Annotated in this window: 25 protein-coding genes and 1 pseudogene (1 of these 26 running past the window's edge); 7 read left to right on the forward strand and 19 right to left on the reverse strand. The window is 32.0% G+C overall.

Features of this window, described 5'->3' with window-relative positions:
• Window positions 1-16: 16 nt before the first annotated feature.
• Both ACVEGE_RS05355 and ACVEGE_RS05360 read right to left on the reverse strand, forming a co-directional pair.
• On the reverse strand, window positions 17-1267 hold the full coding sequence (locus ACVEGE_RS05355) for an MATE family efflux transporter (RefSeq protein ID WP_192501770.1): 1251 nt from the start codon (window positions 1265-1267) through the stop codon (window positions 17-19).
• Between the two features lie 33 nt (window positions 1268-1300).
• Window positions 1301-1591: an STAS domain-containing protein gene (locus tag ACVEGE_RS05360; protein WP_192501771.1), complete on the reverse strand. Its 291-nt coding sequence runs from the start codon at window positions 1589-1591 to the stop codon at window positions 1301-1303.
• Between the two features lie 149 nt (window positions 1592-1740).
• Here ACVEGE_RS05360 and ACVEGE_RS05365 point away from each other — a divergent pair, with 149 nt between their 5' ends.
• Window positions 1741-3801 (forward strand): tetratricopeptide repeat protein, encoded by a 2061-nt coding sequence (locus ACVEGE_RS05365; RefSeq protein ID WP_192501772.1) that lies wholly within the window; start codon window positions 1741-1743, stop codon window positions 3799-3801.
• Between the two features lie 374 nt (window positions 3802-4175).
• Here ACVEGE_RS05365 and ACVEGE_RS05370 read toward each other — a convergent pair whose 3' ends face one another.
• The 12 genes from ACVEGE_RS05370 to hemW form a co-directional block, all read right to left on the reverse strand.
• A complete protein-coding gene (locus ACVEGE_RS05370; RefSeq protein WP_192501773.1) occupies window positions 4176-4523 on the reverse strand; it encodes a hypothetical protein in 348 nt (115 codons plus the stop codon).
• A gap of 107 nt (window positions 4524-4630) precedes the next feature.
• On the reverse strand, window positions 4631-5338 hold the full coding sequence (locus tag ACVEGE_RS05375) for a LytR/AlgR family response regulator transcription factor (protein ID WP_192501774.1): 708 nt from the start codon (window positions 5336-5338) through the stop codon (window positions 4631-4633).
• Window positions 5339-5349: 11 nt separating this feature from the next.
• Complete coding sequence (locus ACVEGE_RS05380) at window positions 5350-5667, reverse strand: Hpt domain-containing protein (RefSeq protein ID WP_173856266.1); 318 nt, start codon at window positions 5665-5667, stop codon at window positions 5350-5352.
• Window positions 5654-6691 (reverse strand): sensor histidine kinase, encoded by a 1038-nt coding sequence (locus ACVEGE_RS05385; protein ID WP_173856267.1) that lies wholly within the window; start codon window positions 6689-6691, stop codon window positions 5654-5656. The genes ACVEGE_RS05380 and ACVEGE_RS05385 overlap by 14 nt, the downstream gene beginning before the upstream one ends.
• Window positions 6691-7824, reverse strand: a complete 1134-nt coding sequence (locus ACVEGE_RS05390) for an FIST signal transduction protein (RefSeq protein ID WP_192501775.1) — start codon at window positions 7822-7824, stop codon at window positions 6691-6693. The genes ACVEGE_RS05385 and ACVEGE_RS05390 overlap by 1 nt, the downstream gene beginning before the upstream one ends.
• Complete coding sequence (locus ACVEGE_RS05395; RefSeq protein WP_192501776.1) at window positions 7821-10124, reverse strand: PAS domain-containing protein; 2304 nt, start codon at window positions 10122-10124, stop codon at window positions 7821-7823. Before ACVEGE_RS05395 ends, ACVEGE_RS05390 begins: the two co-directional genes overlap by 4 nt.
• Before the next feature lie 4 nt (window positions 10125-10128).
• A complete protein-coding gene (locus ACVEGE_RS05400) occupies window positions 10129-10671 on the reverse strand; it encodes a heme NO-binding domain-containing protein (protein ID WP_173853553.1) in 543 nt (180 codons plus the stop codon).
• A gap of 5 nt (window positions 10672-10676) precedes the next feature.
• Window positions 10677-11090: a response regulator gene (locus tag ACVEGE_RS05405; RefSeq protein ID WP_173853552.1), complete on the reverse strand. Its 414-nt coding sequence runs from the start codon at window positions 11088-11090 to the stop codon at window positions 10677-10679.
• 120 nt (window positions 11091-11210) lie between these two features.
• On the reverse strand, window positions 11211-11576 hold the full coding sequence (locus ACVEGE_RS05410; RefSeq protein ID WP_192501777.1) for an MmcQ/YjbR family DNA-binding protein: 366 nt from the start codon (window positions 11574-11576) through the stop codon (window positions 11211-11213).
• A gap of 12 nt (window positions 11577-11588) precedes the next feature.
• Complete coding sequence (locus ACVEGE_RS05415; protein ID WP_192501778.1) at window positions 11589-11990, reverse strand: GNAT family N-acetyltransferase; 402 nt, start codon at window positions 11988-11990, stop codon at window positions 11589-11591.
• Complete coding sequence (locus ACVEGE_RS05420; RefSeq protein ID WP_192501779.1) at window positions 11987-12751, reverse strand: cyclase family protein; 765 nt, start codon at window positions 12749-12751, stop codon at window positions 11987-11989. The genes ACVEGE_RS05415 and ACVEGE_RS05420 overlap by 4 nt, the downstream gene beginning before the upstream one ends.
• Window positions 12752-12802: 51 nt before the next feature.
• A complete protein-coding gene (gene hemW / locus ACVEGE_RS05425; protein ID WP_173856273.1) occupies window positions 12803-13957 on the reverse strand; it encodes a radical SAM family heme chaperone HemW in 1155 nt (384 codons plus the stop codon).
• Between the two features lie 90 nt (window positions 13958-14047).
• Between hemW and ACVEGE_RS05430 the strand changes: the two genes are divergently transcribed.
• Window positions 14048-14581, forward strand: coding sequence for a hypothetical protein (locus ACVEGE_RS05430; protein WP_192501780.1), 534 nt, complete (start codon window positions 14048-14050; stop codon window positions 14579-14581).
• Between the two features lie 30 nt (window positions 14582-14611).
• On the opposite strand, the gene ruvC is transcribed toward ACVEGE_RS05430, so the two are convergent.
• Entirely contained in the window at window positions 14612-15166 is a 555-nt protein-coding gene (ruvC, locus tag ACVEGE_RS05435) for a crossover junction endodeoxyribonuclease RuvC (RefSeq protein WP_074724169.1), read from the reverse strand.
• A 208-nt stretch (window positions 15167-15374) separates the two neighbouring features.
• Here ruvC and ACVEGE_RS05440 point away from each other — a divergent pair, with 208 nt between their 5' ends.
• Both ACVEGE_RS05440 and ACVEGE_RS05445 read left to right on the forward strand, forming a co-directional pair.
• Complete coding sequence (locus ACVEGE_RS05440; RefSeq protein WP_192501781.1) at window positions 15375-16319, forward strand: lysylphosphatidylglycerol synthase transmembrane domain-containing protein; 945 nt, start codon at window positions 15375-15377, stop codon at window positions 16317-16319.
• On the forward strand, window positions 16316-17419 hold the full coding sequence (locus tag ACVEGE_RS05445) for a glycosyltransferase family 2 protein (RefSeq protein WP_192501782.1): 1104 nt from the start codon (window positions 16316-16318) through the stop codon (window positions 17417-17419). The genes ACVEGE_RS05440 and ACVEGE_RS05445 overlap by 4 nt, the downstream gene beginning before the upstream one ends.
• On the opposite strand, the gene ACVEGE_RS05450 is transcribed toward ACVEGE_RS05445, so the two are convergent.
• Together ACVEGE_RS05450 and ACVEGE_RS05455 are read right to left on the reverse strand one after the other, a co-directional pair.
• A complete protein-coding gene (locus ACVEGE_RS05450) occupies window positions 17412-18125 on the reverse strand; it encodes a DUF4184 family protein (RefSeq protein WP_192501783.1) in 714 nt (237 codons plus the stop codon). The two genes, ACVEGE_RS05445 and ACVEGE_RS05450, sit on opposite strands and share 8 nt — an antisense overlap.
• 3 nt (window positions 18126-18128) lie before the next feature.
• The gene (locus tag ACVEGE_RS05455; protein WP_192501784.1) at window positions 18129-18605 is read right to left on the reverse strand and encodes a hypothetical protein; all 477 of its coding nucleotides are present in this window, start codon (window positions 18603-18605) and stop codon (window positions 18129-18131) included.
• 460 nt (window positions 18606-19065) lie between these two features.
• Between ACVEGE_RS05455 and ACVEGE_RS05460 the strand changes: the two genes are divergently transcribed.
• The 3 genes from ACVEGE_RS05460 (at window position 19066) to ACVEGE_RS05470 (ending at window position 20917) form a co-directional block, all read left to right on the forward strand.
• Window positions 19066-19566 carry a DUF456 domain-containing protein gene (locus ACVEGE_RS05460; protein ID WP_173853541.1) on the forward strand — a complete coding sequence of 167 codons (501 nt, stop codon included), beginning with the start codon at window positions 19066-19068 and terminating at the stop codon, window positions 19564-19566.
• 515 nt (window positions 19567-20081) lie between these two features.
• Window positions 20082-20444: an ISAon1 family transposase N-terminal region protein gene (locus ACVEGE_RS05465; protein ID WP_225738178.1), complete on the forward strand. Its 363-nt coding sequence runs from the start codon at window positions 20082-20084 to the stop codon at window positions 20442-20444.
• 59 nt (window positions 20445-20503) lie between these two features.
• The gene (locus tag ACVEGE_RS05470; protein ID WP_225738179.1) at window positions 20504-20917 is read left to right on the forward strand and encodes a transposase; all 414 of its coding nucleotides are present in this window, start codon (window positions 20504-20506) and stop codon (window positions 20915-20917) included.
• A 308-nt stretch (window positions 20918-21225) separates the two neighbouring features.
• Here the strand turns inward: ACVEGE_RS05470 and ACVEGE_RS05475 are convergent.
• Window positions 21226-22176: pseudogene (locus tag ACVEGE_RS05475) on the reverse strand (IS256 family transposase); the annotation flags it as partial.
• A gap of 36 nt (window positions 22177-22212) precedes the next feature.
• A protein-coding gene (locus ACVEGE_RS05480; protein ID WP_458008605.1) for an ISAon1 family transposase crosses the window boundary here: on the reverse strand, window positions 22213-22830 show its 3' portion. Its footprint extends 15 nt past the window's final position; 618 of the gene's 633 nt are visible here — the last part of the coding sequence; its start codon lies beyond the right edge, outside the window; the stop codon is at window positions 22213-22215.

Consider the following 22830-nt stretch of genomic DNA (forward strand, 5'->3'; position numbering starts at 1 on the left):
TAATTCACACTACTAATTACTTTTTATTTTTATAAAAGAAATAACACAATTGAAAAAACAATAAAATAACCATAGCAATAATTTGCATGTGAACCACTTGTTCTAATGAATTATGAAAGGCTACAATTAAACCTATTTGCGTTGAACCCAATACTGCCGAAACTACAACAGGCACATATTGATTTAATGACAAATAGTAATAAGCAAAAATATTTGCTACTGCAAAAAGTGATGTTGCTAAAGCATATTTCCATAATAAAAAGGAAATAGAAACATAGGCTTTCCCAAACATTACACTCACAACAAACTCAGGAAATAATGCAGTAAAGCCAACGATTAAAGTTGACAAAACAACAATATAACCTACGTATTTTAATAAAATAGGCAGTGTATCTTGATTGTCTTTTTTCATTTGGATAACCTTAGGCAACAACAACATTACAAACATCCAGGCTACAAAATACACCACGCGCCCAATTAAAGCTAACGAAGCATATAAACCCGCCTCTTTGCTGTCAAAAAAGTGTTTGACTAAAATGATGTCGCTATTGTTTATTATGATTTGTGTGAGCTCATAAAATGCTGTTAGCGCAAAGAAACTTGTTATTGAACGGGTATCAATTGCAGCGGTAACCGAAGTTCTTAATCCTTTGAAAATTATTTTTTGAAAGGGAAGCACACCAAATACAAATGAAAATAGAATTCCAAGTGCTACAATTATAGAACTAGGCACATTTGGCAGCAGCAATAAACCAGCAATAGTCAATAGTAACCTACTAGCCATTTCGGTTTGGTATGTTGTCGCTAATTTACTTAATACATTTTGACCTTGGTACAAGCCTCTATTGACGCTCATCATAAAATACAGTGGTATCCCTATACCAAAAATATAAAACATTGCTGCCGTTTTAGTATGAAAAACAGCTTGTAATTCTTGGTAAAAAATTATAATTGCGATTCCGAATAATACTCCTAAAACCGTCGCATATTTTGTAATTAACTTAATAAAGGCAAGCAAACTATTTTCATCAAACAATACTGCATACTTAGCCGTTACAATTTGAAAAGTCATCCCCACAAAAGACAATATTAGTAAAAGTGTAATTAAAATTGCTGCATCAGAAAATGCTTCTGGGCCCAGCATTCTCCCCAATAATAAATTATACAGGTAATTCCCTCCATTAACTAATAATATGGTTACCATGAAGACTTGTTCAGGACCTAATTTTCGGGGTATTTTAGCAATCAGACTTGAGACTATCTTCATTACTTCTATTTTATTTATTAAAAATATTTATTTTTAAAGCAGTAGGTCGTTATAATGTAATGTATCAAATTGCTCACTCACGCATTTATTTTTTTTGCCAATAATATAAAATGACTTATCCATTAAAATTGTTTGTTCTTGAAGGGCAATAACACTTTTTATAGCATATTGATCAATGGCAGTGACTTTTTCTAGTGAAAGAACGATTCCAGTAGAAGCAGCAATAAGCGCATTTAAATGATTCTCTAAATATACACTGTTTTGAGAATTTAACAAACCTTTAATCTCATAAACTCCTGAATTATAATTTATTTGTAAAGCCATAATTTTTTAATTTGTTATTCATTTATTAAGACAAATATCAATTATATCACAACAACGGACATAATTCTTAGATGAATGACCCGAAAGTGTAGATGAAATATTACCATTTAATCCTTAACTTGCATCATTGAACCCAAGATCATTATTCTATGAAATTTGTATACAAGATTACTTTATCTATTTTCTTCATTTTTAGTCTTTCGATGAATGCCCAAGACATGAAGAAAGGATTTACTCAGCTTGAAAAAGGAGATTTTGCTAATGCCGAAGTATTTTTTAAAGACATCTTAAAAGAGTATCCTGAAAATAAAACAGCACGTTTGTGTTATGCACGAGCCATTGGATTAAATAATAAAGCTAACGAAGCATTAGACAATTTTATCCAATTGAAAAAAGAGTATCCTGGCGATCTTGAAATTGAATTGAATTATGCCGAAGCGCTGCTTTGGAACAAAAAATTTGACGAAGCAAAAGTTTTCTATAGCGAGCTCGTTAAAAAGAATCCTACAAATTTTGTCGCGCATTTAGGATTTGCAAATACACTATCTAATTTAAAAGAATATCCTGACGCTTTATTAAATGTAAATAAAGCATTGATGTTATCTCCTGGAAATTCTGGCGCTTTGATTTCAAGGAAATACATTAAATTAGGTTATGCTTATCAAAATGTCAACGAAAAAAAGTTTATTGAAGCTGAAACGTATTATGATGAAATTCTAGTTGATTTTCCTTTAGATAAAGAAACATTGATGAATAAAGCCAATATGTACCTTATCACTAAAGAAATTAAAAAAGGAAAAGACGTTTACAATTTACTTCAACCAGAACATCCTGTTATTGCATTAAACGGTCTTTCTTTATTAGAGCATATTGACAAAAAAGAAAAAAATGCTTTGAAACTTGCGACAACATCTTTAGAAAAATCACAGAGCATTACTGATGAGAGTTTAAAGAAGCAAACTCAAGAACGTTATGTTCAAGCGTTGATTTGGAATAAAAAATACAAAGAATCTGCATCAGTAATCGAAGAGTTAAAAGTTACTTACCCTAATGAAAATTGGGTGCTTTCCTTAGCAGCAACGCTAGCAATTTATAAAAGTAATTTTCCTGAAAGCATCACTCATTACGAACAAATTTTAAAAAATGACAGCAAATCATTTGATGGAAATCTAGGAATAGCAAATGCTTACAAAGCCTCTGGAGAAATAAGCCTGGCATATCAAGCAGCTAATACTACTCTTGAAATTTTTAACAATCAAGGAGATGCTTTAAATTTTATAAAAAAAATAAAGGAAGACTACACACCTTATGTAGAACAAAAATTTAGTTACTCATTTGATAATGGTGATAATACTGCGATAGCATCTCACACCGAAATTAATTTACCGCTATCTACTAAATGGGCTATTAATAGCACCTACCAATTTAGAAAAACGGACAATAAAGTAACTAAGGCCAATGCAGAAAGTAATGATTTTCTATTAGGCGCAACGTATCAGTTTCACCCAAAAATTAGTTATGCTTTTGAAGTTGGTGTCAATTCAGCTAATTCTAGCACAACCGATTACAATCAACTTTTAATTCATACTTATTTTAAAATTAAACCTTTAAAATTACAAGATTTAGAAGTGGGTTATAAAAGAGAGATGCAAAATTTCAACTCTGATTTGATTGACAAAGAAATTGCTACAAATAATTATTACTTTAATTATAATTTGAGTACTAATTTTAATTTTGGATGGTTTACCCAATACTTTTTTACCTCACAAACAGATAATAACAATAGAAACTTATTATTTACATCTTTCTATTACAACTTCATGTCTAGCCCAGTGCTCAAGGGAGGCTTAAATTACCAATATATTGCTTTTAAAAACCGTGTTCCTACTGATTATTTTAGTCCTAAGAAGTTTAATGCTGTAGAATTATTTTTAGAAATACTAAAAGACGAAAAAATTGTTGAAGCTAAATCTTGGTTCTATAATGCAAGTCTTGCCACAGGATACCAATTTATTGAAGACGATAGTAAACAATGGACCTACCGCATTCAAGGAAAGCTAGGATATAAATTTTCAGATAGGTTGTTAAGCAACTTGTATGTAACCCGAAGTAACATTGCCTCAACAACAGCATCTGGATTTACATTTAATGAATTTGGCTTGCGTATAAAATGGAATTTAACAAGTCAACCAATCTTTAAACTTAAATAAAAAACTTTAGCAAGCGCTTACTTTTTTACAGCGTTAGTTTACTAAACAGAAAAAGACTGCTCGTGGTAGCAGTCTTTTTTTTTATATTAACTAATCTTACAGTTAATACTAAATTTGTTTTTAGAAAACTTGTATTACTCTATCTAAAATCAGGGCAGTTAGACTGCAACAAAATTCAAATAGTGTTATTAATCTTATTTTGTTTCGGGACAAAAAGAGTGTTTGTGTTTTGTTTTCTATACAAAGATAGGTACAACGGCAATAAAGAATTGGGGTTTTTCGGTAAGATCAAATTTGCATTCGACCAATGGTTATTTTAAAACGATAAGAAAGATAAAAATACGGCCAAACTACTCTTTTAAGTTAAAGTAATTTCAGTTAGCTAATTGTAATTCGCCACTATCAAGACCAATAAGTTTGCGTATTTCGCCAGTATTAGGTAAAGAAACAGAGTCACTTGTTATGACAAGAAATGATTTAAGCAATGAATGGCTTATTATTAATGTTGTTTTTTTACTTTGACAAATTTTTTCGGCTTCAAATTTACTCATAGGACCAGCCCACTTTGAGTTGTAACAATAGCCTAACCCTTTACATCTAATAAAAGTGATATTAACATCATTTATCATGGTCCAACGTTTAGACACTAAATAATAACCTGTAACTTCATCGTAATTAGCGCTTGTAGCATCAGGATTTATAGTAGGTAGTTTTACATCCATGTTTTTACGTTTTAAATAGAGTACTAAAGTAGTGACAATCTAGATAAAATACATATTTAGTCGATGAAATACATCTTTTTAAACTATTGGTAAGTAAAGACTTATAATTAAAGCACATTTATCCTATTAAGTAACTCCGCTCTATTTGAGCGACTTACAGGAATAACATCTTTTCCTATTAAGACACTATTATCTTCGATATCGATAATTTTACTAGTGTTAATGATAAAAGAACGATGTACCTTCAAGAAAATATCTTTAGGTAGTTTGTCTTCTATTTTTTTTAAGGTGGAGTGCACGATGTAATTTTTAGCCTCTGTTTTAATATGAATATAATCTCCCTTGGCTTCAATTATATTTACGGTATGAAAATCTATTTTAATCAATCTTCTATCCACATTAATGTAGAAATCATGAACCACATCATCAACCATAGGTTTTGTTTCAATGATGGGCGTCTCCGTTTTTAAAGAATTTAATTTATGAATAGCTTTTAAAAAACGAGCTTCTGTAATGGGTTTAACAAGATAATCAACGATACATTCATATTCGAATGCCTCAAAAGCAAAATTTCGATCTGAAGTAACTAGGATAATATGAGGCGGGTTTTTGATAGTTTGGATAAAATCAAAACCAGTAAAATTAGGCATGTGAATGTCTAGAAAAACTAGATCAACTGTGTTTTGATTTAAAAATTTAATTGCATCGATCGCGCTAGGAAAATCACCAATGACTTTATAATCAGTATAATTGGCTATAAACTGTGCCATAATGGCTCTTGCCATTTCTTCATCGTCTATAATAATGCAATTCATGTAAGGTTGTTTTACAATTGTATAACAAACTCTTCCATAGCTTTTAATATTGATTCAAAATCACTTTTTAAGGCTACTGAGTTATCATTTAAATTATCTTCGTAATCAGAAGCAATATAATAACTTTTTTCGAGACCTAAAATAGAAACTTTATGTTTTAATTTATGTACTGCTTGAGCAGCTTGATTATAATCAGCCTTTTGCATTTCCTTTTGATAAACTTCTACCTCTACTGGGAGCTCTCTCTTTAATATATTAATAATCTTAGCTTTAAATTCCTCATTGTCACCTGACAAGTCATTTATGTAATTTAAATTAGGTGTCTCCATTAGTTTTTGGTATTGTGAAATAAAAGGTTGTTCCTATTTTCTCTTGGCTTTCCAGCCAAATTCTCCCTTTATAATATTCGATTATTTTTTTTACTATTGATAGCCCTATTCCTGATGAGTTTCCGTCGTTATGTAATTTAGAAAAAACATCAAAAATTTTACTATGATACACTGCTGGAATTCCTATACCATTATCTTTAATTTTAAAAGTGATTTCCTGATTACTCTCTGAACAGGAGATGGATACCTTGGCATTTTCTTTATCGTTGTATCTAATTGCGTTTTCAATTAAATTTTGAAAAAGTTGTTTCAATCTAAAATCATTACCTCTAACTTTTGGTAATATGTTATCTATGCTAACAACTACATTTTCTGGAATTGGAATCGTTTTTAGAATATCGTTAACCATCATATTCAAATCAATTGTCCGGCTATCATGCGATTGACTTTCTATAGAGGAATAGTTTAAAATACCTTTAATTAACAAATCCATTTTTTCGACATTAAAAAGAATCCGATTTAGAGATTTGAGATTATTCTCGTTCATTATTCCCTGATTGTCCTGTATGAACCAGTTTATTAAAGTATCAATAGTTCTTAAAGGTGCTTTTAAATCATGCGAAACCATGTGAGCATACTCATTTAAAGCTATATTTTGCTTCTCTAAATTCACTAAAAGATCCTCCCTTTGCTTATTTATTTTTACAATTTCAATTGATTGTTGTTTAATATAATCCGAGGAATCAAAACCTTCTTCTTTCGAAGTTAATTCGGGATCCAAACTCATTGACTCTAATATGTTCTGTAAATTCCTATTAACCTCTTTTAAGCTCTCTGCTTCATCACGAAGTTTTTGATTGGCATCAAACAATTCATCAGAGCTTATTTTCATAGCACGCTGCAGCATCTCAATCTGACTTTCGTAATTTAAATACGATTCGTCAACAGCTTCGAGAAATACATCCAAATCATTCAGACCCCCGTTGAGCTTTTTATCTATTTGTCTTTTTAATAATGAATGCATTACTCGCTAATTAAGGTTAGTGTCATAGTTTGATTGTGTAATTCACAGGAAGTACTACCGTTAAAAGGTGCCATCTCTCCATAAGAATAAAAACCAGCCATAGGTACGCGTTCTCCAACAACTTCTCGCACTTGTTCAACCTCCTCTTCAACTCTTTGATTCATTACTAATTTTCTACCAATACAGCTAACTAAAAGAGCTAGTTCTGGCTTACTCTTTCTATTGTTCATTGCTAACTTAGCTGCTGTTTGTGCTCCTTGAGCAATGCCATCAACTGATGCCATCATTAATTGCACACGGGAATTTACGGGTGCATCTCCAGCTAAAATCATCGATTGATCTTCGTTATTTATATTTAAAATAGTACGCACAACGGGGTCTTTCTTTCCATCAGGAGTAACGTTTAAGGGATATAATAACGAGGCTTGAGGCAATTCATTAGATTTATCTCCTAAATATTTTTTATATAAATCCAAAGCGGGATGTCCATCAATTTCGTATAAAATATTCCCCTCAGCTTTAGTAATTATACGCTCAGGACCAAATGGAATCCAACCTCCAAAACTTGCGTAAGACACCTCTAGCGTAGCTCCATAAAAACCAATTAAAATGACTTCGCCTTCTTTTGGATTTTCTTTATAGGAAGCTAATGTTTTTTCAAAACGTGCATCATCACCACACATTCCTCCTGTGATGGATAACTTAGCATCAATATTAGTTTCTAAGCCGTTAATTAATGAACTACCGTTAACAAAACTTCCTTCTGAGAGTACAAATAAATGTTTTAAATTTTCTTTCGGCATTTTCTCATATAGCGCTTCACCTAATTCTTTAGCATTTTTATCAAAGTCTAATATATTTTCTCTCTTTACAATAAAACTAGAATTCTCAAGCTCTATAGCGGTAACCGAAATGGATTCGTCATTAACATTACAACAAATTATTTCACCTGAAGTAGATCCAAAAACAATATCTTCATAAGGAAACTCTTTTCTTATATCATCAATTACCTCCGATTTCTCTAGTAAATAACGGTTTCCAAAAACTAAAACTAAAGGATTCTTAAGCATTGCTTTTTTCTGGAAATATTCCCATTCTTTACCGGCTTCTTTATATGCTTGAATAATTTTCATAGTTGTTTTTTAAGTTTTACAAAGAAGGTTGTTCCTTTTCCTTCTTCGCTTTCGAGCCAAATTTCACCTTTATAAAAATCAATTACTTTTTTAACAATAGACAACCCCAAACCGGTTGAATGTTTACTGGTTGTGTAAGTTTTAAAAGTATCGAATATTTTAGAATGAATCTCTTTTGGCATCCCCATTCCGTTGTCTTTTATAGAGAAAACATAACTGGAGTCTAATTCCTCAGCAGCAATTTCGACCAATCCGTTTTCCTTATCAATATAATTAACCGCATTACCAATCAAATTTTGAAACAACTGCTGAATTCTAAAACGGTCGGCTTTTATAGTAGGCAACGTATCAATTATTTTAATACTAATATGTTTTGGCACATGAATAATATCAATAATACTGCTTATTATAGCTTGAGTGTCCACACTTTCATTTCGGGTTTCTTCTTTATCAATCTTAGAATAGGTTAATATACCTTCAATTAAATGGTCCATTTTTTCTACTTTATGCTCTATTAGTGCAAAGTATTTCATTGTTTGTTCTTCAAAACCATTTTCATTCTCTTCTTTAATCCAAGATATCAAGGAATTTATGCTTCGTAAAGGTGATTTTAAATCGTGAGAAACTATTTGAGCATAATCTTCCAGCTCTTTATTGGTTTTAGCCAAATCACTTATTAAGTTTTCTTTTTGAGCTTCAAGAATTTTCTGTGCAGTGATATCTTCTTCAATAGCAAAGAATTTTATTATGGCTCCTTCTTTATCGTACAAAGCTTGACCTTGAATTCTAACCCAATATTTTTCTTTGTTTTTAGAATAATTGACTATTTCACAATTAAAAGGCAATCCTTTTTTTATTTGCTCTCTAAGATATTGCACCGATTCTTGATTCGATCCTTCCCCTTGAAGTAATTGACCTGGTCTAAAACCTAAAATTTCCTCTTTAGTATATCCTGACATTTTCAAGAAACTACTATTAGCCCATTCTATATGCCCTTTAGCATCACATATAATCACCGCATTAATATTCTTCTCAGCGATTAAAGAAAGCAAATACAGCTGCTCTTCTTGATTTTTTTGATCAGTAATATCTAAATGAATCCCTATAGAACCAATTATATTTCCTTGAATATCATAATTAGGAGCACCACTAACTAACCAAAACTTTTCTTCGTTGTTTTTATTTATAGCGGTAACTTCAAATGAATCAGTGATTCCATTAGTACGTAAATCCCCTTTAGATTCTATTAATTTTATACTTTCTGGTGATAAGAATTTTCTAGCTGCTTCATGACCTATTAAGTCATCCATATCAAAACCACTCATATCAAGAAAACTTTGATTTGCCATGGTAATTCTATCATTTAAGTCTACTTCAAGCAAACCTAAATTCATATTAGCAATAATACTTCGGTATTTTTCTTTTTCGATCTCTAAGCTTTCATCATATCTTTTCTTGAGTGATATGTCTTCTAGAATTGCAAAATATTGTGTCGCATTTCCATCTGCATCTGTAATAGGCTGCCCTTTTACGCGAGACCAAAATGAATTACCATTTTTTCGAGCATGGTGCAACTCAACTTCAAAAGATTGACCAGTATTAAACGCAGTAATCATTTTAAGAATTTCCGCTTTATCTGTTGTTGCAGTTCTTCCTACTTCAAGAGGTGTTTTTCCTAAAATTTCAAATTTATCAAATCCTATCAAATGCGCATAAGCATCATTACACCAAAAAATAGTACCATCGAGTTTTGTAAAAACAACTCCGTTTTTATTAGCACTTGCTACAAATGACAATCGGTTTAATTCCTCTTGATCTTTTTTTAGCTGGTTTTTTTGACGATTTATTGTTAACAACAGTTCTTTTAATTCTTTTGAAGTATTGTCGGCATTATTAAGAACGTGCAGTAAATCTAATAAGGGGTCATTATGAGCAAAATCCTCAAAACTTAATTTCCTATCGATCACTTCATTCATAGAAGTAAACCAAGGTGAGCCCACAAATAATAAAGTATCGTCCATAATTTCAAACTGACCTCTAAGAGTTAGATCAGTTTTAGCATATCGTAATAGAATATGTTGGTCGCTATTTTTTAAAAGTTCTTCGAACGAAATAGTATTTAAGTGTGGTCTTTTAATTTCAAAACTAGCCGTAAATAAATCATTTTTTTGAAGATCTGGACAAACTTTAGCAAGGCTTTTTCCAAAATTCAAAATATGAAAATCAGTACTTAATTGAAAATAAAAGGGAAACAATCTATTAAAACTATCTTCATTAAAATGCATTGCTAATTCAGCCATAAGTTTACCATTTTATTTTAAAAACTTCGTGTGAACTACCTTCATTTCTAGATTCTAATAACTCAAGTTCAACAGGCGTTTCATAAACATTTCCTAATCCTTGAATTATTCCTCTTACAAAATCTTGTAGCCCCTCCCTTTTTGAAAAGTAATGTAGATTAAGGCTTTTTTCAGCAACATCACTTACTTTAAATTCAGGTGGAGTTAGTTTTGGGTAAATCAACATAACCCTATTATGGAAATTGGGTAAATTAATTAAAAAATCTCGTAAATTATTACCTCCTGACTCCATTAGCCCTGGATACTTTTCTTTTGTAGTTCTCATTACCCACCATTGTCCAAAAGCAATTAGTACCTCACTTAATGTCATCTCCATTACCTCACCTACGGCAGTTGCAATTTTATAGGTTACATCATCATCATAAACCTCGTTACTTAAAAAAAAATCGATATCAACTCCACTTTTTTTATGAATAATATCCCATTTCTCTTTTCCAAAGTTTGCGATAACTAGGTCTTCTATTGATTTATTGACAATTCCGTACATAATTTCTAGTTGGTTATTAGTTCATTACAACTCCAGTATTCGATTAATTTTGTAATTCTATCCACATAATCATCGTATTTCAAAGGCTTAATAACATATCCTGCAATACCTATTCTATAGCACTCTAAAACATCTTTATGATTACTAGAAGTTGATAAAATAATGGCAGGAATATATTTCAAATAATCATCAGCTTTTAAAATTCCTAAAAATTCAATTCCGTTAATCTTAGGCATATTCAAATCCAGAACAATTATATCAGGAACAACTTCTTTGACTTTTAAAATCTCTATTGCTTCCTCTCCATTATTAGCCTCTACAATTTTGTGATTTAGCTTCAAGGTACTCAATACCCTGTTGAATTTCATTACTTCAATTTCGTCGTCTTCAATTAACAGTATATTTAATGCCTTGCTCATGGTATTTATGATAAAAATTTGAAAGATAAATTTAACTCTATTTCACAATAAATTTTGCTTGTATTCGATACTAAATCTATAATGATAGCTGAGTCGACGAAAAGTATCGACGAATGGTTTTTATAAATTCTCGATCTCTAGTTGTATTTTCTTCGGCAAACTTTTAAAAACCAAATCATACGAATGACCAATTAATTCTTTTACCAATTTATCTGGAACATCTTGATTTATTGTAACGGTATTCCAATGTTTTTTATTCATATGAAAACCCGGAATGATATCGTCATAGCTAGCGCGTAGTTCTTCGGCTCGGTCTGGATCACATTTTAAATTGACTCCTGGTGTTCCCATTTCCCATTTTTGCAATGAAGACAAAGCAAAAACTTTCCCACCAATTTTAAACACTAAAGTATCTTCATCAAAAGGAAAATGCTCTGTCACTCCTTTTTTTGACAAACTATATTCATAAAACGTTTCTAAATTCATGTTGCTAAAACTTTATTTGATCACTTTTTCCATCATTCTTTCTGGTCGAGCCAAAAGAGCAAAACCAAATTTCTCATATAAAAAATGCGCATCAGCCGTTGCCAATCGCCATATTTTAACTTGTTGTAACTTAGGTTCATTTAGCATTGCATCTATTAAAATTGATGAATACCCTTTCTCCCTGTGCGCTTCATCAATAAAAACATCCATCACATATGCAAAAACAATGTAATCTGTAATTACTCTAGCAAAGCCTATTTGCTTGTCATCTAGATAAACACCAAAACAAAAGGAGTGATCAATTGTGGTTTGCACCTCTTCGATCGTACGGCCTGTCGCCCAGTAAACATCTTTAAGAAACTCCTGAATAAACGGTACATTGAGTTTGCTTTTATCTGTAGAAATCGCAATCATATTTGATACAAAACAGGTTTTGATGGAGACGCATCATTTTCAAAAGAAGCAATTTGAAGGTTCAATACATAACTCCCATCTTGAACAACATCATCAACAAAAATCAGCTCGGTTATTGTGGCGTTTAGCCTTGCATCTTTATTTAAGTGATTCACATCAGTAACATTCCAAAAAGCTTTGTGCGCCAACAATTTCCCTTCGTCCTTCTCTTTATCTACACTAGGCAAATCAATTAATAAATGCTGTATGCCGCTTTCGCGAATGAAACGCGCCGCAGCCTCTTCTAAATAAGGGGGATTGGTATGTGAATATTTCCTTGATTTTTTTGAAGGTTCGTTTGGCAGAGTTCGAATAACAATTGCTTCGGGCGTTTTACCACTTAATGCTTTTGCTATCGCTTCTTTGGTTATAACCAAATCTTCACCTCTTTTTTCTAAAGATACCGAAACCAATTCGGCACTAAAAAAAAACTGTTTCAAAGCTTGATTAACGCTGTAAAAATCACGCGTAATGTGCCCCAAACATTCGGTATGCGTACCATGACCGTGCGGGTTGAAAAGGATGTTATTAAAATTAGTAGACGACATACCTGACGACACTTTGCCTACCCATTCGTCAAATTTTACTGGCTCAATCACTGGTCTCTCAATGTACCATGCAATTGGGTTGTCATCTGTATTGGTTATCGGAATCGAAATATCAATTGGTTTTGACAAATCGATTTCAAGTAGTGTATTGTTATGTTGTATTGTAGTTTTCATAATTTTGTTTTCGGCAAGATTTGTTCCTGTAACGAACGCTCGGATACGTTATTATTCCAAATTTACCCAAAAAAGATCAGAAGCAATCCCATCTGTCAAAAACTTTCCTTTTTTTGTAGGCTTCAAAATTGCGTTTTCAATCGAAAGCAACTCATCATTTAAGAATTTCTGAGCTTGTTTCATCAAATAATCATGGTAGTCTTGTCCAAATTCAGATTGAATTCTCTCTAAAGAAACACCCCAAATTGTTCGCAGTCCTGTCATAATATATTCGTTGTAACGATCTGCTTCAGAAAGTATTTCAACTTCGTTTGGTAATTCATTGGATTCAAGTGCTTTTATATACAATGGATTATTGGCAATATTCCAACTCCTCGAAATCCCATCGTAACTGTGTGCCGAAGGACCTATACCTATGTATTTTTTCCCTAACCAGTAAGCTGAATTATTTTTTGAAAAATAGTTTTCTTTCCCGAAATTCGAAAGTTCATAGTGAATGAAACCATTTGCTTCGAGCGTATCCACAAGAATCATAAAATGTTCTTGAGCAACTTCGTCATTTGGGGCAGCTATTTTTCCGGTTTGAATCAGTTTATTCAATGCTGTTTTTGGCTCGACCGTCAAAGCATAACTAGAAATATGCGGAATCCCAAAAGACAAGGCCGTTTCAATATTTGCTTGCCATTTTTCATTACTCATTTCGGGAACACCATAAATCAAATCAATCGAGATATTATCAAAGTATTTTGTGGCCTCAGTCAAGCATTTCTGGGCTTCCGCCGAATTGTGCGCGCGGTTCATCATTTGTAAATCGTCTTCAAAGAAAGATTGAATTCCGATGCTTAATCGATTGACTTTACTTTTTGACAGTTCCAAAATTCGTTCCGTAGAAAGATCATCAGGATTGGCTTCTAATGTGATTTCTGGATTTGCGGTAACCGTATAATTTTCATACACTTCGGCAATTAAAAAATCAATTTCAGCCGAAGTCAGCACACTAGGTGTTCCTCCTCCAAAATAAATAGTCTCGATCACAATGTCAGTTCGAGAAGAGTCGAGAAAAGTAGCTTCACTTTTGCGTAAGCGAATTTCTTTGGCCAAAGCCAAAACCATTTCTTCCTTTTTCTTCATCGAAGTCGAAAAATGGAAGTCGCAGTAATGACAAGCCTGCTTGCAAAAAGGGATGTGTATGTAGATTCCGGACATAAACCAAATTTTATTTAAATTTATAAACAAGAATAATCTTATTAATATGATATTTTTTGTGTACTATTGTTCAAATTTATAAATTAAACCATGAAAAAAATTACTTGTTTACTTCTTATTTTACCTCTATTACTTCTATCATGCTCTAACAATGACAGTACTACAGATGATTCAACCCCTCAATTTGCAATGACTGCAACGATTAACGGAAAATCTTTTCAAGCTAATAATCCCTTTGGCGGAAATCAATATTCTGAAACCAACCTCTGGAGCTACTTCCCTGTTGAAGACTATATATTGATTCAAGGGAGGCAAGGTGGCGTTTTTGGAAATCCCGAAATAAATATTTGGTTAAAAAAATCAGATATTGTAGTTGGTGTGTATGCAATTAGCGAAGAGACTTACAATACGCCACCATCACATTTCATAGATTTAACTGATAATTCCAACGACACGTTTGAAGTGACAAAAAGTGGCACTATCAAAATTACAGAAGTTAATACCAGTACAAAAATTGTTGAAGGTACTTTTGAATTTATCACTGTCAATTCAGTGAGTAATCAAAATGAACCAATAAACAATACCATTACTAATGGTACTTTTAGATACAAGTACGCAAATTAAAATCATAAAATAGCTAGAAAACACTTCTAGCTATTTCTTCACTCTTTCTTCATTTTGTTTTACAAACGCATCCCAACCGGTGTAACTTTTGGTTCCCACCACTTTTCCAGAATTAAAAAAATGGCATACTGCTGCTGCCAATCCATCCGTTGAATCGAGGTTTTTGGGTAATTCTTTCAATCCCAAAAGTTGTTGCAACATTTTGGCAACTTGTTCTTTGCTGGCATTTCCGTTTCCGGTAATAGCCATTTTAATTTTTTTGGGTTCGTATTCTGTAATCGGGATATCTCTTGATAACCCTGCGGCCATAGCTACTCCTTGCGCACGACCAAGCTTCAACATTGACTGCACATTCTTACCAAAGAAAGGAGCTTCGATAGCAATTTCATCCGGATGATGCGTATCGATCAGTTCAATCGTGCGTTCAAAAATTCGTTTCAGTTTCATGTAATGGTCATCCATTTTATTCAACTGCAATTCGTTTAATTGAATGAATTCCATTTTTTTATTGATAACCCGTATCAACCCAAAACCCATTATGGTCGTCCCTGGGTCAATTCCTAATATGATGCGTTCGTTTGCCAAAGTTTTGTTTTAAATTAATGTAATACAGAGAGTCTCGAAGTTATTGAAAGTTGCATTTGAAACAAAGATAGTTGCGAAGAACATTAAAGTATATTAAACCTCTGGAAAACTTCGCTCTCTCTTTGTGAATCTTTGCGAAATAATTTTTCTCACAGAGTGAAACTTACAAAATATCGTTTTCACGATACTTTTTCCTTTCTTTGCACTCATGATTTCAATTCCTCGCAAAACTAAGCAATTCCTCGTACTTCTAATCAAAGTTTTGATTGTTGCTGGCGCATTTTACTTTATATACAACCAGCTAGCCAACAATGACAAACTAGACTGGGCGCAGTTTATGACAAAATTTAAAAAAAACCAGTCTGTTATAGGAATTAGTTTCATACTGTTGCTAAGCGTATTGAATCGTTATTTTGAGATTTTAAAATGGCATAATCTGGCTTCGTACATTAAACCTATTTCAGTTGCCGAAGCGACAAAGCAAGTGCTTGCTGCTTTAACTGCTGGAATTTTCACACCCAATGGTGTAGGCGAATATGCAGGTAAGGCCTTGTACTATGAAAAACACGAAACCAAACAAGTCGTTTTCCTAAACTTAATTTGCAACGGAATCCAAATGGTGCTTACTGTAATCATTGGGTTATTTGGATTACTTTATTTCAATGCCCAATACAATGTAATCACTACTAAGACCGTAGTATTACTATTTGGCGCACTACTAGTATTATTTATGATCTTATTTTCGATAAAAAAAATAACCATCAAAGGCTATTCTATAGAAAAACTGATTCATAAAATCAATAAAATCCCAAAATCCATACACCAAAAAAACATTCTTTTAGGCGTTTTGCGATATCTTGTTTTTTCACATCAATATTATTTTTTGTTCCTAGCTTTTGATGTTGATTTGCCTTATTTGACTTTAATGTCGGCTGTAACTAGTGTTTATTTTTTAGCATCATCGTTACCTACTTTTCAGTTTTTAGATTTTGCTGTAAAAGGAAGTGTGGCCATCTTTTTCTTTGGAATTTTGGGCGTAAACGAATGGATTGTAATCTTTGTATCTACCCTAATGTGGTTTTTGAATGTAGTACTACCTGTAATCATTGGTAGTTATTACGTGCTAAATTTCAAAACCCAAAAAACAAAATGATGTTTTTTACAATCATCATATCATTCCTTTATTTCGTAGCCATAGCGCTCTTAATTTATGGTTTTACCAAAATAAAAAACTACGATTCTATTGGCTTAAAGCCAAAGACAAAATTCACAATTATAGTACCTTTTAGGAATGAAGCCAAAAATCTACCGTTCCTTTTGGATAGCTTTTCAAGACTAAATTACCCAAACGATCTTTTTGAAGTTCTTTTAGTTGATGACGAATCTGATGATAAATTTAGTCTACAGACTTCTAAGCTAAAAATCCAAATTATAAACAACAATCGAGTCTCTAACTCTCCCAAAAAAGATGCCATTACAACGGCTATTCCTTTAGTAAAAACAGATTGGATTATCACTACAGATGCCGATTGTACTGTTCCTAAAAATTGGTTATTGACCCTAGATAATTACATCCAGACTCACAATGTTACTATGATTGCAGGCGCAGTAACTTATGATTGCAACACTACTTTTTTACATCAGTTCCAACAGTTAGACATGGCTAGTTTGCAAGGTGCCACTATAGGTAGTTTTGGAATCGGGCGAGGATTTATGTGCAATGGCGCCAACTTAGCCTATACTAAATCACTTTTTACAGCATTAAATGGTTTTGATGGCAATGACAAAATCGCAAGTGGTGACGATGTTTTTTTATTGCAAAAAGCAATTAATAGAGCTCCAAATGAGGTTCATTATCTGAAATCAAAAAATACAATTGTTACGACTCAACCTCTAAATAATTGGACCGCTTTATTTCATCAAAGGGTCCGATGGGCTTCAAAAACAGCTTCGTATCAAAGCGATTTTGGAAAAATCTTAGCCTTAATAGTTTTTGCAGGTAATGTATGCTGGATTATAATGTTTATTTTTTTACTAATAACTAATATAAACAAACACATAATACTGTTATTAATTCTATTAAAAATTATTATTGATAGTGTATTAATACTGCAATCAAACCATTTTCTAAATTCTAGGAAAACATCTTATCTTTTATTAAGCAATATACTTTACCCGTTTTTTAGCGTTTCCGTTGCACTGTATTCCTTATTTGGAAAATATGAATGGAAAGGAAGGCAGTTTACTAAGTAATTTTTTTAAAACTAAAAATTAATCCCACAGCTGTTACAGCCAACATCCCCGAAAACAGAATACTAACAATTACACTTCCTATTTGCTGTATTTGCAATCCAAACATAAAACGGACAATCAATATAACAGCTGCAAAAGCAATCGTCATAAACCAGTATTTAAAAATAGAACTTTTTACTACTGCAGTATCAACGACTAAGTTATGAATGTAGAAAAATAAAATAGTTAAACCTACAACTGTACTTAAATGCTGTGCTATTTTATAAATTGGTATGGTCATAACTTCTTCATTAAAAAACGGAATCCTTTGCACTAAATAACCGTCCCAATGTGTCATAGAATCCCAAAATAAGTGAGAAAGTGCTCCAATTAAAAAAGAAATCAAAACTAAAAACACATTTTTTTTTAAATAATCAAACCAATTAAAATTCCGTAACAATTGCAGTCTGCTTTTAAAAAAAAGTGGTGAATTATCTATTAATGGCTTTTTAATAATACCGTGGAAAACAAAAATCACTAAAAAACATAAAGGAAAATCAATTAAAAAAAGTCCTAAAAAAGTATGGCTTAATTCACTTTGCATTTTCATTCTAAAAAAGTATTCAAAATCAGGAGACATCGAACCGACAACTAAAGCAGTTGCTGACATTTTTTTATTTTTTAAAAACGGTAAAATAATAGCAGGATGAGAAAAAGTAAAAGGCATTAATTACTCGACTTTTATAATTACAGGTAATATAAATTGTGTTTTAACTGGAATTCCACGTTTAATTGCAGGACTAACTTTTGGAAAATCAATTAAACGCGCATGCAAAATACTATCTATTTTAATAGTATCATAAGCAACCGAATCTTTAGGAAACTGAGGCTCAAACTTCATTTTAGAGTTAGAAAAAACCGTTACTTTAACTTCAATAGTATCTAGCTCAGGGTAAAGAATAGAAAGCGTATCAATACTTATCTTTTCTTGAATTAAAGTGGTTAAATACTGAAAAAAACATTGTTGGCGTTCTTCCTTGCTTTCCATTTTATTACAATCAACAAATGACGGATATTCATCCACTTCATTCCAATTGATAGCCTTCAACTCCTTCTGCAACAATTCCTTTTCTGAAGGTACTTGCTTATCAAAATACTGACAGGAATTAAAAAGAAAGAGTAGTAAAAAAAAGTAAAAATACTTCAATGTGTTATTTTTTTTCAAATTGACTTATAGAGTACAAAATTACGATTATTTTTTTTGTGTTCCTTTCGAAAGCAAATAATCTTAATAGCTTTCTACAAACCACTTCTTACTACTTTCAGTTATTAACATTTTTGTTCAATATAAAGAATATAATTGATCAGAAAAGGGTGCTATTTGAAACGTATAATTATAAAACTCCTCTTTTGACATTACTAAATTAGTATCAGCCTTTTTATTAGAAAATTCAAAAAATAGTTTATCAAAATCTTTCAAAAAAAATTCAATACTTTTACCCGTTAGTATTATAAATACTCTTTTTCAAAATGCTATGAAAATCTTTATTTACTCGTGAGAACCAAAGAGTATTACCACATAAAACAACTATTAAAACGATATAATTTTTCATTGAACACAAAAAAATCAGAATTTAACTCATCCAAAATTACAAATAAAACAACATATGGATTTTTTACTTTTAACCCTCGGCTTGAGCTGCATGCTAATAGGTATAATGGGCTGCTTTTTGCCTTTGTTACCAGGGCCAGGACTAAGTTGGTTAGGAATACTTATTCTTTACTCCACCGCAGCAATACCAGCCAACTACTGGATTTTAAGCATCACTTTAATCATAACAGCACTACTAACCGTACTCGATTACATAATACCATCCAAAGGAACCAAGCATTTTGGAGGAAGTAAATACGGGATTTGGGGAACAAACATAGGTTTAGTTATCGGAATCTTCATTCCTGTTCCATATGGTTTCTTAATTGGCCCTTTCTTAGGCGCATTAATTGGAGAATTACTATTTGACTCTACAAATCACAACCGAGCTTTAAAAGCTGCAGCAGGTTCCTTTATTGGTTTTTTAGCCTCTACTTTTATACAATTCTTGATTTGTATCTTATTTTTAGGCTTGTTCATCAGTATTGTGTGGCAACATCGCGCTGGTTTATTTTAATTCATCTTCCAAGCAGTTCAGCATGGTCTAGAATTAGGGCGTGACCCAAAAAGGGTCGAGCTATTCGCTGTATCTTTTATGTAGTCCCGATAGCAATCGGAACTACATAAAAGGATGCCGCTACTATCTCTCACGCAAAAAAAAACGAAAAATAATTCATAATGAATGAAATTACCTGGCACAAAAACGTCATTAAACTCAAAAGTTTTGAAACTTACTTTTTTAGAATAATAAATAGATACTAAAGCAAAGTTTATTATAACTTCAACTAATCACTCTAGAAGAGAACAACGGTAACAGTAAGTAATTAATAATTTTAGTAAAATGTAGACATTATAACATAAGTAAAAAATCAACGATACTTTGTAATAAAGTCAAATTCATAATATAAAAAATAGGCAATAGAAGAATCGCGATTATTATAAATGCTAACAAAATTAGTCGTAATGTATCAAGACATATTGTTGTGGGGAAATATTTAAATAAGGATATTTGTATTTTAAAATCTTATCCCAATGCAAGAATCTTTTAATGAGATCCTAAAATTATTACTACCTGAGATAATAATAAACTATTTTGAACTTACTTCTTATAAAAAGGAAAATGTAGCTCTCCATCTTTATCTAAAAGAGATTAATTCACTACCAAAAGAATATCTTCAAAACAAATTAAGTTCAAAAGGATTCTTTGATGAAATAACAGTCCAGGATTTCCCTATCAGTGGTTATAAAGTATATCTTCATATCACTCGTAGAAGATGGCTTAATGAAGACATAGGGAAGGTAATTTTTAGTACCGATAGCTATCGGGAGGAATTCAGTTGCGGACGAAACTCTTGTAACACAGGAGTTTGCGTCTTTTTTAAAAGAGATCAATAGATTCTAGCCCAAATGATTGTAATACTATTGCTTCTTTCTATGGGGTTTCAGAAAGGAATTTGCAATATCAGTACAAAGAGTACTTAAGTGATTTTAAAGCTTGGAAACAAAAATCGCATGCAAAACAATGGCTTATTTTTCCTGAAAATATTGGTAAGTGTTTATCGATTGATGAAACATCTCTTTCCAATGGCGAACTATACACCATTGTAACCAACAAAGCTGGTAAAGGTAGAAAGGGAACTATAATAGCCATGGTTGCCGGGACCAAGGCAGAGACAGTAATTGCTATATTAGAAAAAATACCACTGAAGTTAAGAAATTCGGTTACTGAAATAACACTCAATATGGCGGCTAATATAGGTCTTATTGCTAAGAAATGCTTTTCTAATGCAGTAAGAGTTACAGACCGATTCCATTTCCAAAAACTAGCGCTCGAAGCTTTACAAGAAATCAGGATTAAATATAGATAGCAAGCAATTAACATCGAGAATGATGCTATTGAAAAAGCTAAATCCACAAAAACTAAATTCGAACCCAAAATACTATCAAACGTGATACCATTAAGCAACTATTAGCTATAAGCCGCTATATCTTATAAAAAAACAAATCAAAACGGACTGAAAATCAAACTGAAAGAGCAAGTTACTTATTCGAATTGTATCCTGATATTGAAAAAAGCATACCAGCTATGTCAAGACGGTAGTGTATTAAAAAGTGTGTAAAAGTTATTATTATTATTTCAATAGAAAAAGAAGAAGTTTAGTGAAGCGTAGCGGAACTAGACTTCTTCTTTTTCTATTATTCTTTTTAATTCTTCAATCTCTCTAAAAACTGATACGGGATAAACATAGGATTTATATTCTTTTTCTATAGCCACTGATCCCATTAAAAAAAGTACCGATTCTGAGCTTGGCATTGCTCCTCTCATTTTCAATACCCGTTTGTAATCTCGATTTAAACGTTCTATCCAGTTGGTTGAATAAATCATTCTCTGAATCGAAATTGGATAATTTAAATAGGTGAAATATGCTATATTTCGCTGGTTTGAAAATGATTTTAAACTAGGATAACTTTTTTTATACTTTTCTACGAATTTACATAAATTTTCAAATGCTTCTACTACGGTAATGTTTTTTGTTTCTATTGCAAATATTTCAAGAAGTTCCTTACCTATTTCTAAACGTTTTGTTCTAGGAAAAACTGCTAAAATATTACGTTTGAGATGCACTACACATAACTGATGCTGAGCATTAACAAAAGACCTTGCAATGGCATTTTCTATTGACGTTAAGCCGTCTGAGACAACTAGGCCAACACTCTGAACACCCCGTTCTTTTAATGATTCTAATTCTTGTTGCCACAACAAAGCTCCTTCTGTAGGATGATTTACAATACTAAGGACTTCTCTAGAACCATCTTCTTTAATGCCTAATATAGTATAATATCCCTCTTTGCTGACCGATTTTTCTCTTCGAGTATGAACAAAAGTTGCATCTATATAAAACACTAAATAGTGAGAATCTAATTTGCGCTTAAGCCAAATTGAAACTTCCTCGCGACTGTCTTTCATTAAATAACTGATCTGCTGCTTACTGTACTCTTTTCCGTAAATTTCTTCGTAAACATCACTAACTTGCTCGGTTGTTAAGCCTCGGCGATATAAACTAAAAATCAACATGCGATGTTCTTCATCTTCATTGCGAAGCACATTTAAAAGCACTGGATAAAATGTTCCATTTCTTGGATCAAGCTCAAAAGTTGGGGATTAAGCAAATAATTTAGTTAATCTAAATAGAAAGAAATCAACTTTTCTAACACCTCTGAACTGATTTCTAAAAGCTTTTATTTTAGCATTGAAAGATTCTGCAGAAGCATTAGTGCTTCTATTACCAAAATAATTCAAAATAGAATCATAGTTAATTTTAATGGTATTCATTATTGTATTAAAACTTTTTATTCCTAAGCGCTCAACATCGTTATACCAGTGTGCTAATTTTGTGATAGCTATTACTTTATCATTATTGTTATTGTAAATATTGCGTAATTTTTGACTTAAAAAGTAAACTGTTTTAATTTCTGGATATGCTTCAAATACTATTGTTGCCCTATCTTTTTGACTTTCGCTCCATTTGTTAGGACTTTTGTAGAGTAGAAACCTGCTCCTGGTGAGTAATTGCTTGGCAGTATCTCCGTTAGAGAATTCTTTAGAGACAAAAGGTGCATTGTTGAGTTTTGCTTGTAATATACTTTGGTTTTCTTGATCTAGCGCTTCCCATTTTAATCTAATGCGAACTTCTTGTACAGCTTCTAAAGCAAGTTTTTGAACATGGAAACGATCTGTTACTTGTGTTGCTTTTGGGAAAGATTTTTTAGCAATTAATTT

This window comes from Flavobacterium sp. PL002, from assembly GCF_054165825.1.

Excerpts from the sequence above, each read along its gene's own strand:
- ACVEGE_RS05410 (WP_192501777.1), bottom strand. The coding sequence starts at position 11,576 with ATGAATTTAGAAACGTTTTATGAATATAGTTTGTCAAAAAAAGGAGTG.
- ACVEGE_RS05420 (WP_192501779.1), bottom strand. The coding sequence starts at position 12,751 with ATGAAAACTACAATACAACATAACAATACACTACTTGAAATCGATTTG.
- ACVEGE_RS05365 (WP_192501772.1), top strand. The coding sequence starts at position 1,741 with ATGAAATTTGTATACAAGATTACTTTATCTATTTTCTTCATTTTTAGT.
- ACVEGE_RS05415 (WP_192501778.1), bottom strand. The coding sequence starts at position 11,990 with ATGATTGCGATTTCTACAGATAAAAGCAAACTCAATGTACCGTTTATT.
- ACVEGE_RS05370 (WP_192501773.1), bottom strand. The coding sequence starts at position 4,523 with ATGGATGTAAAACTACCTACTATAAATCCTGATGCTACAAGCGCTAAT.
- ACVEGE_RS05460 (WP_173853541.1), top strand. The coding sequence starts at position 19,066 with ATGGATTTTTTACTTTTAACCCTCGGCTTGAGCTGCATGCTAATAGGT.
- hemW (WP_173856273.1), bottom strand. The coding sequence starts at position 13,957 with ATGTCCGGAATCTACATACACATCCCTTTTTGCAAGCAGGCTTGTCAT.
- ACVEGE_RS05375 (WP_192501774.1), bottom strand. The coding sequence starts at position 5,338 with ATGAATTGCATTATTATAGACGATGAAGAAATGGCAAGAGCCATTATG.
- ACVEGE_RS05390 (WP_192501775.1), bottom strand. The coding sequence starts at position 7,824 with ATGAAAATTATTCAAGCATATAAAGAAGCCGGTAAAGAATGGGAATAT.
- ACVEGE_RS05450 (WP_192501783.1), bottom strand. The coding sequence starts at position 18,125 with ATGCCTTTTACTTTTTCTCATCCTGCTATTATTTTACCGTTTTTAAAA.
- ACVEGE_RS05405 (WP_173853552.1), bottom strand. The coding sequence starts at position 11,090 with ATGAGCAAGGCATTAAATATACTGTTAATTGAAGACGACGAAATTGAA.
- ACVEGE_RS05385 (WP_173856267.1), bottom strand. The coding sequence starts at position 6,691 with ATGCATTCATTATTAAAAAGACAAATAGATAAAAAGCTCAACGGGGGT.
- ACVEGE_RS05430 (WP_192501780.1), top strand. The coding sequence starts at position 14,048 with ATGAAAAAAATTACTTGTTTACTTCTTATTTTACCTCTATTACTTCTA.
- ACVEGE_RS05355 (WP_192501770.1), bottom strand. The coding sequence starts at position 1,267 with ATGAAGATAGTCTCAAGTCTGATTGCTAAAATACCCCGAAAATTAGGT.
- ACVEGE_RS05400 (WP_173853553.1), bottom strand. The coding sequence starts at position 10,671 with ATGTACGGAATTGTCAATAAATCAATAGAAGACCTAGTTATCGCAAAC.
- ACVEGE_RS05360 (WP_192501771.1), bottom strand. The coding sequence starts at position 1,591 with ATGGCTTTACAAATAAATTATAATTCAGGAGTTTATGAGATTAAAGGT.
- ACVEGE_RS05445 (WP_192501782.1), top strand. The coding sequence starts at position 16,316 with ATGATGTTTTTTACAATCATCATATCATTCCTTTATTTCGTAGCCATA.
- ACVEGE_RS05395 (WP_192501776.1), bottom strand. The coding sequence starts at position 10,124 with ATGGCTGAATTAGCAATGCATTTTAATGAAGATAGTTTTAATAGATTG.
- ACVEGE_RS05380 (WP_173856266.1), bottom strand. The coding sequence starts at position 5,667 with ATGGAGACACCTAATTTAAATTACATAAATGACTTGTCAGGTGACAAT.
- ACVEGE_RS05440 (WP_192501781.1), top strand. The coding sequence starts at position 15,375 with ATGATTTCAATTCCTCGCAAAACTAAGCAATTCCTCGTACTTCTAATC.
- ACVEGE_RS05465 (WP_225738178.1), top strand. The coding sequence starts at position 20,082 with ATGCAAGAATCTTTTAATGAGATCCTAAAATTATTACTACCTGAGATA.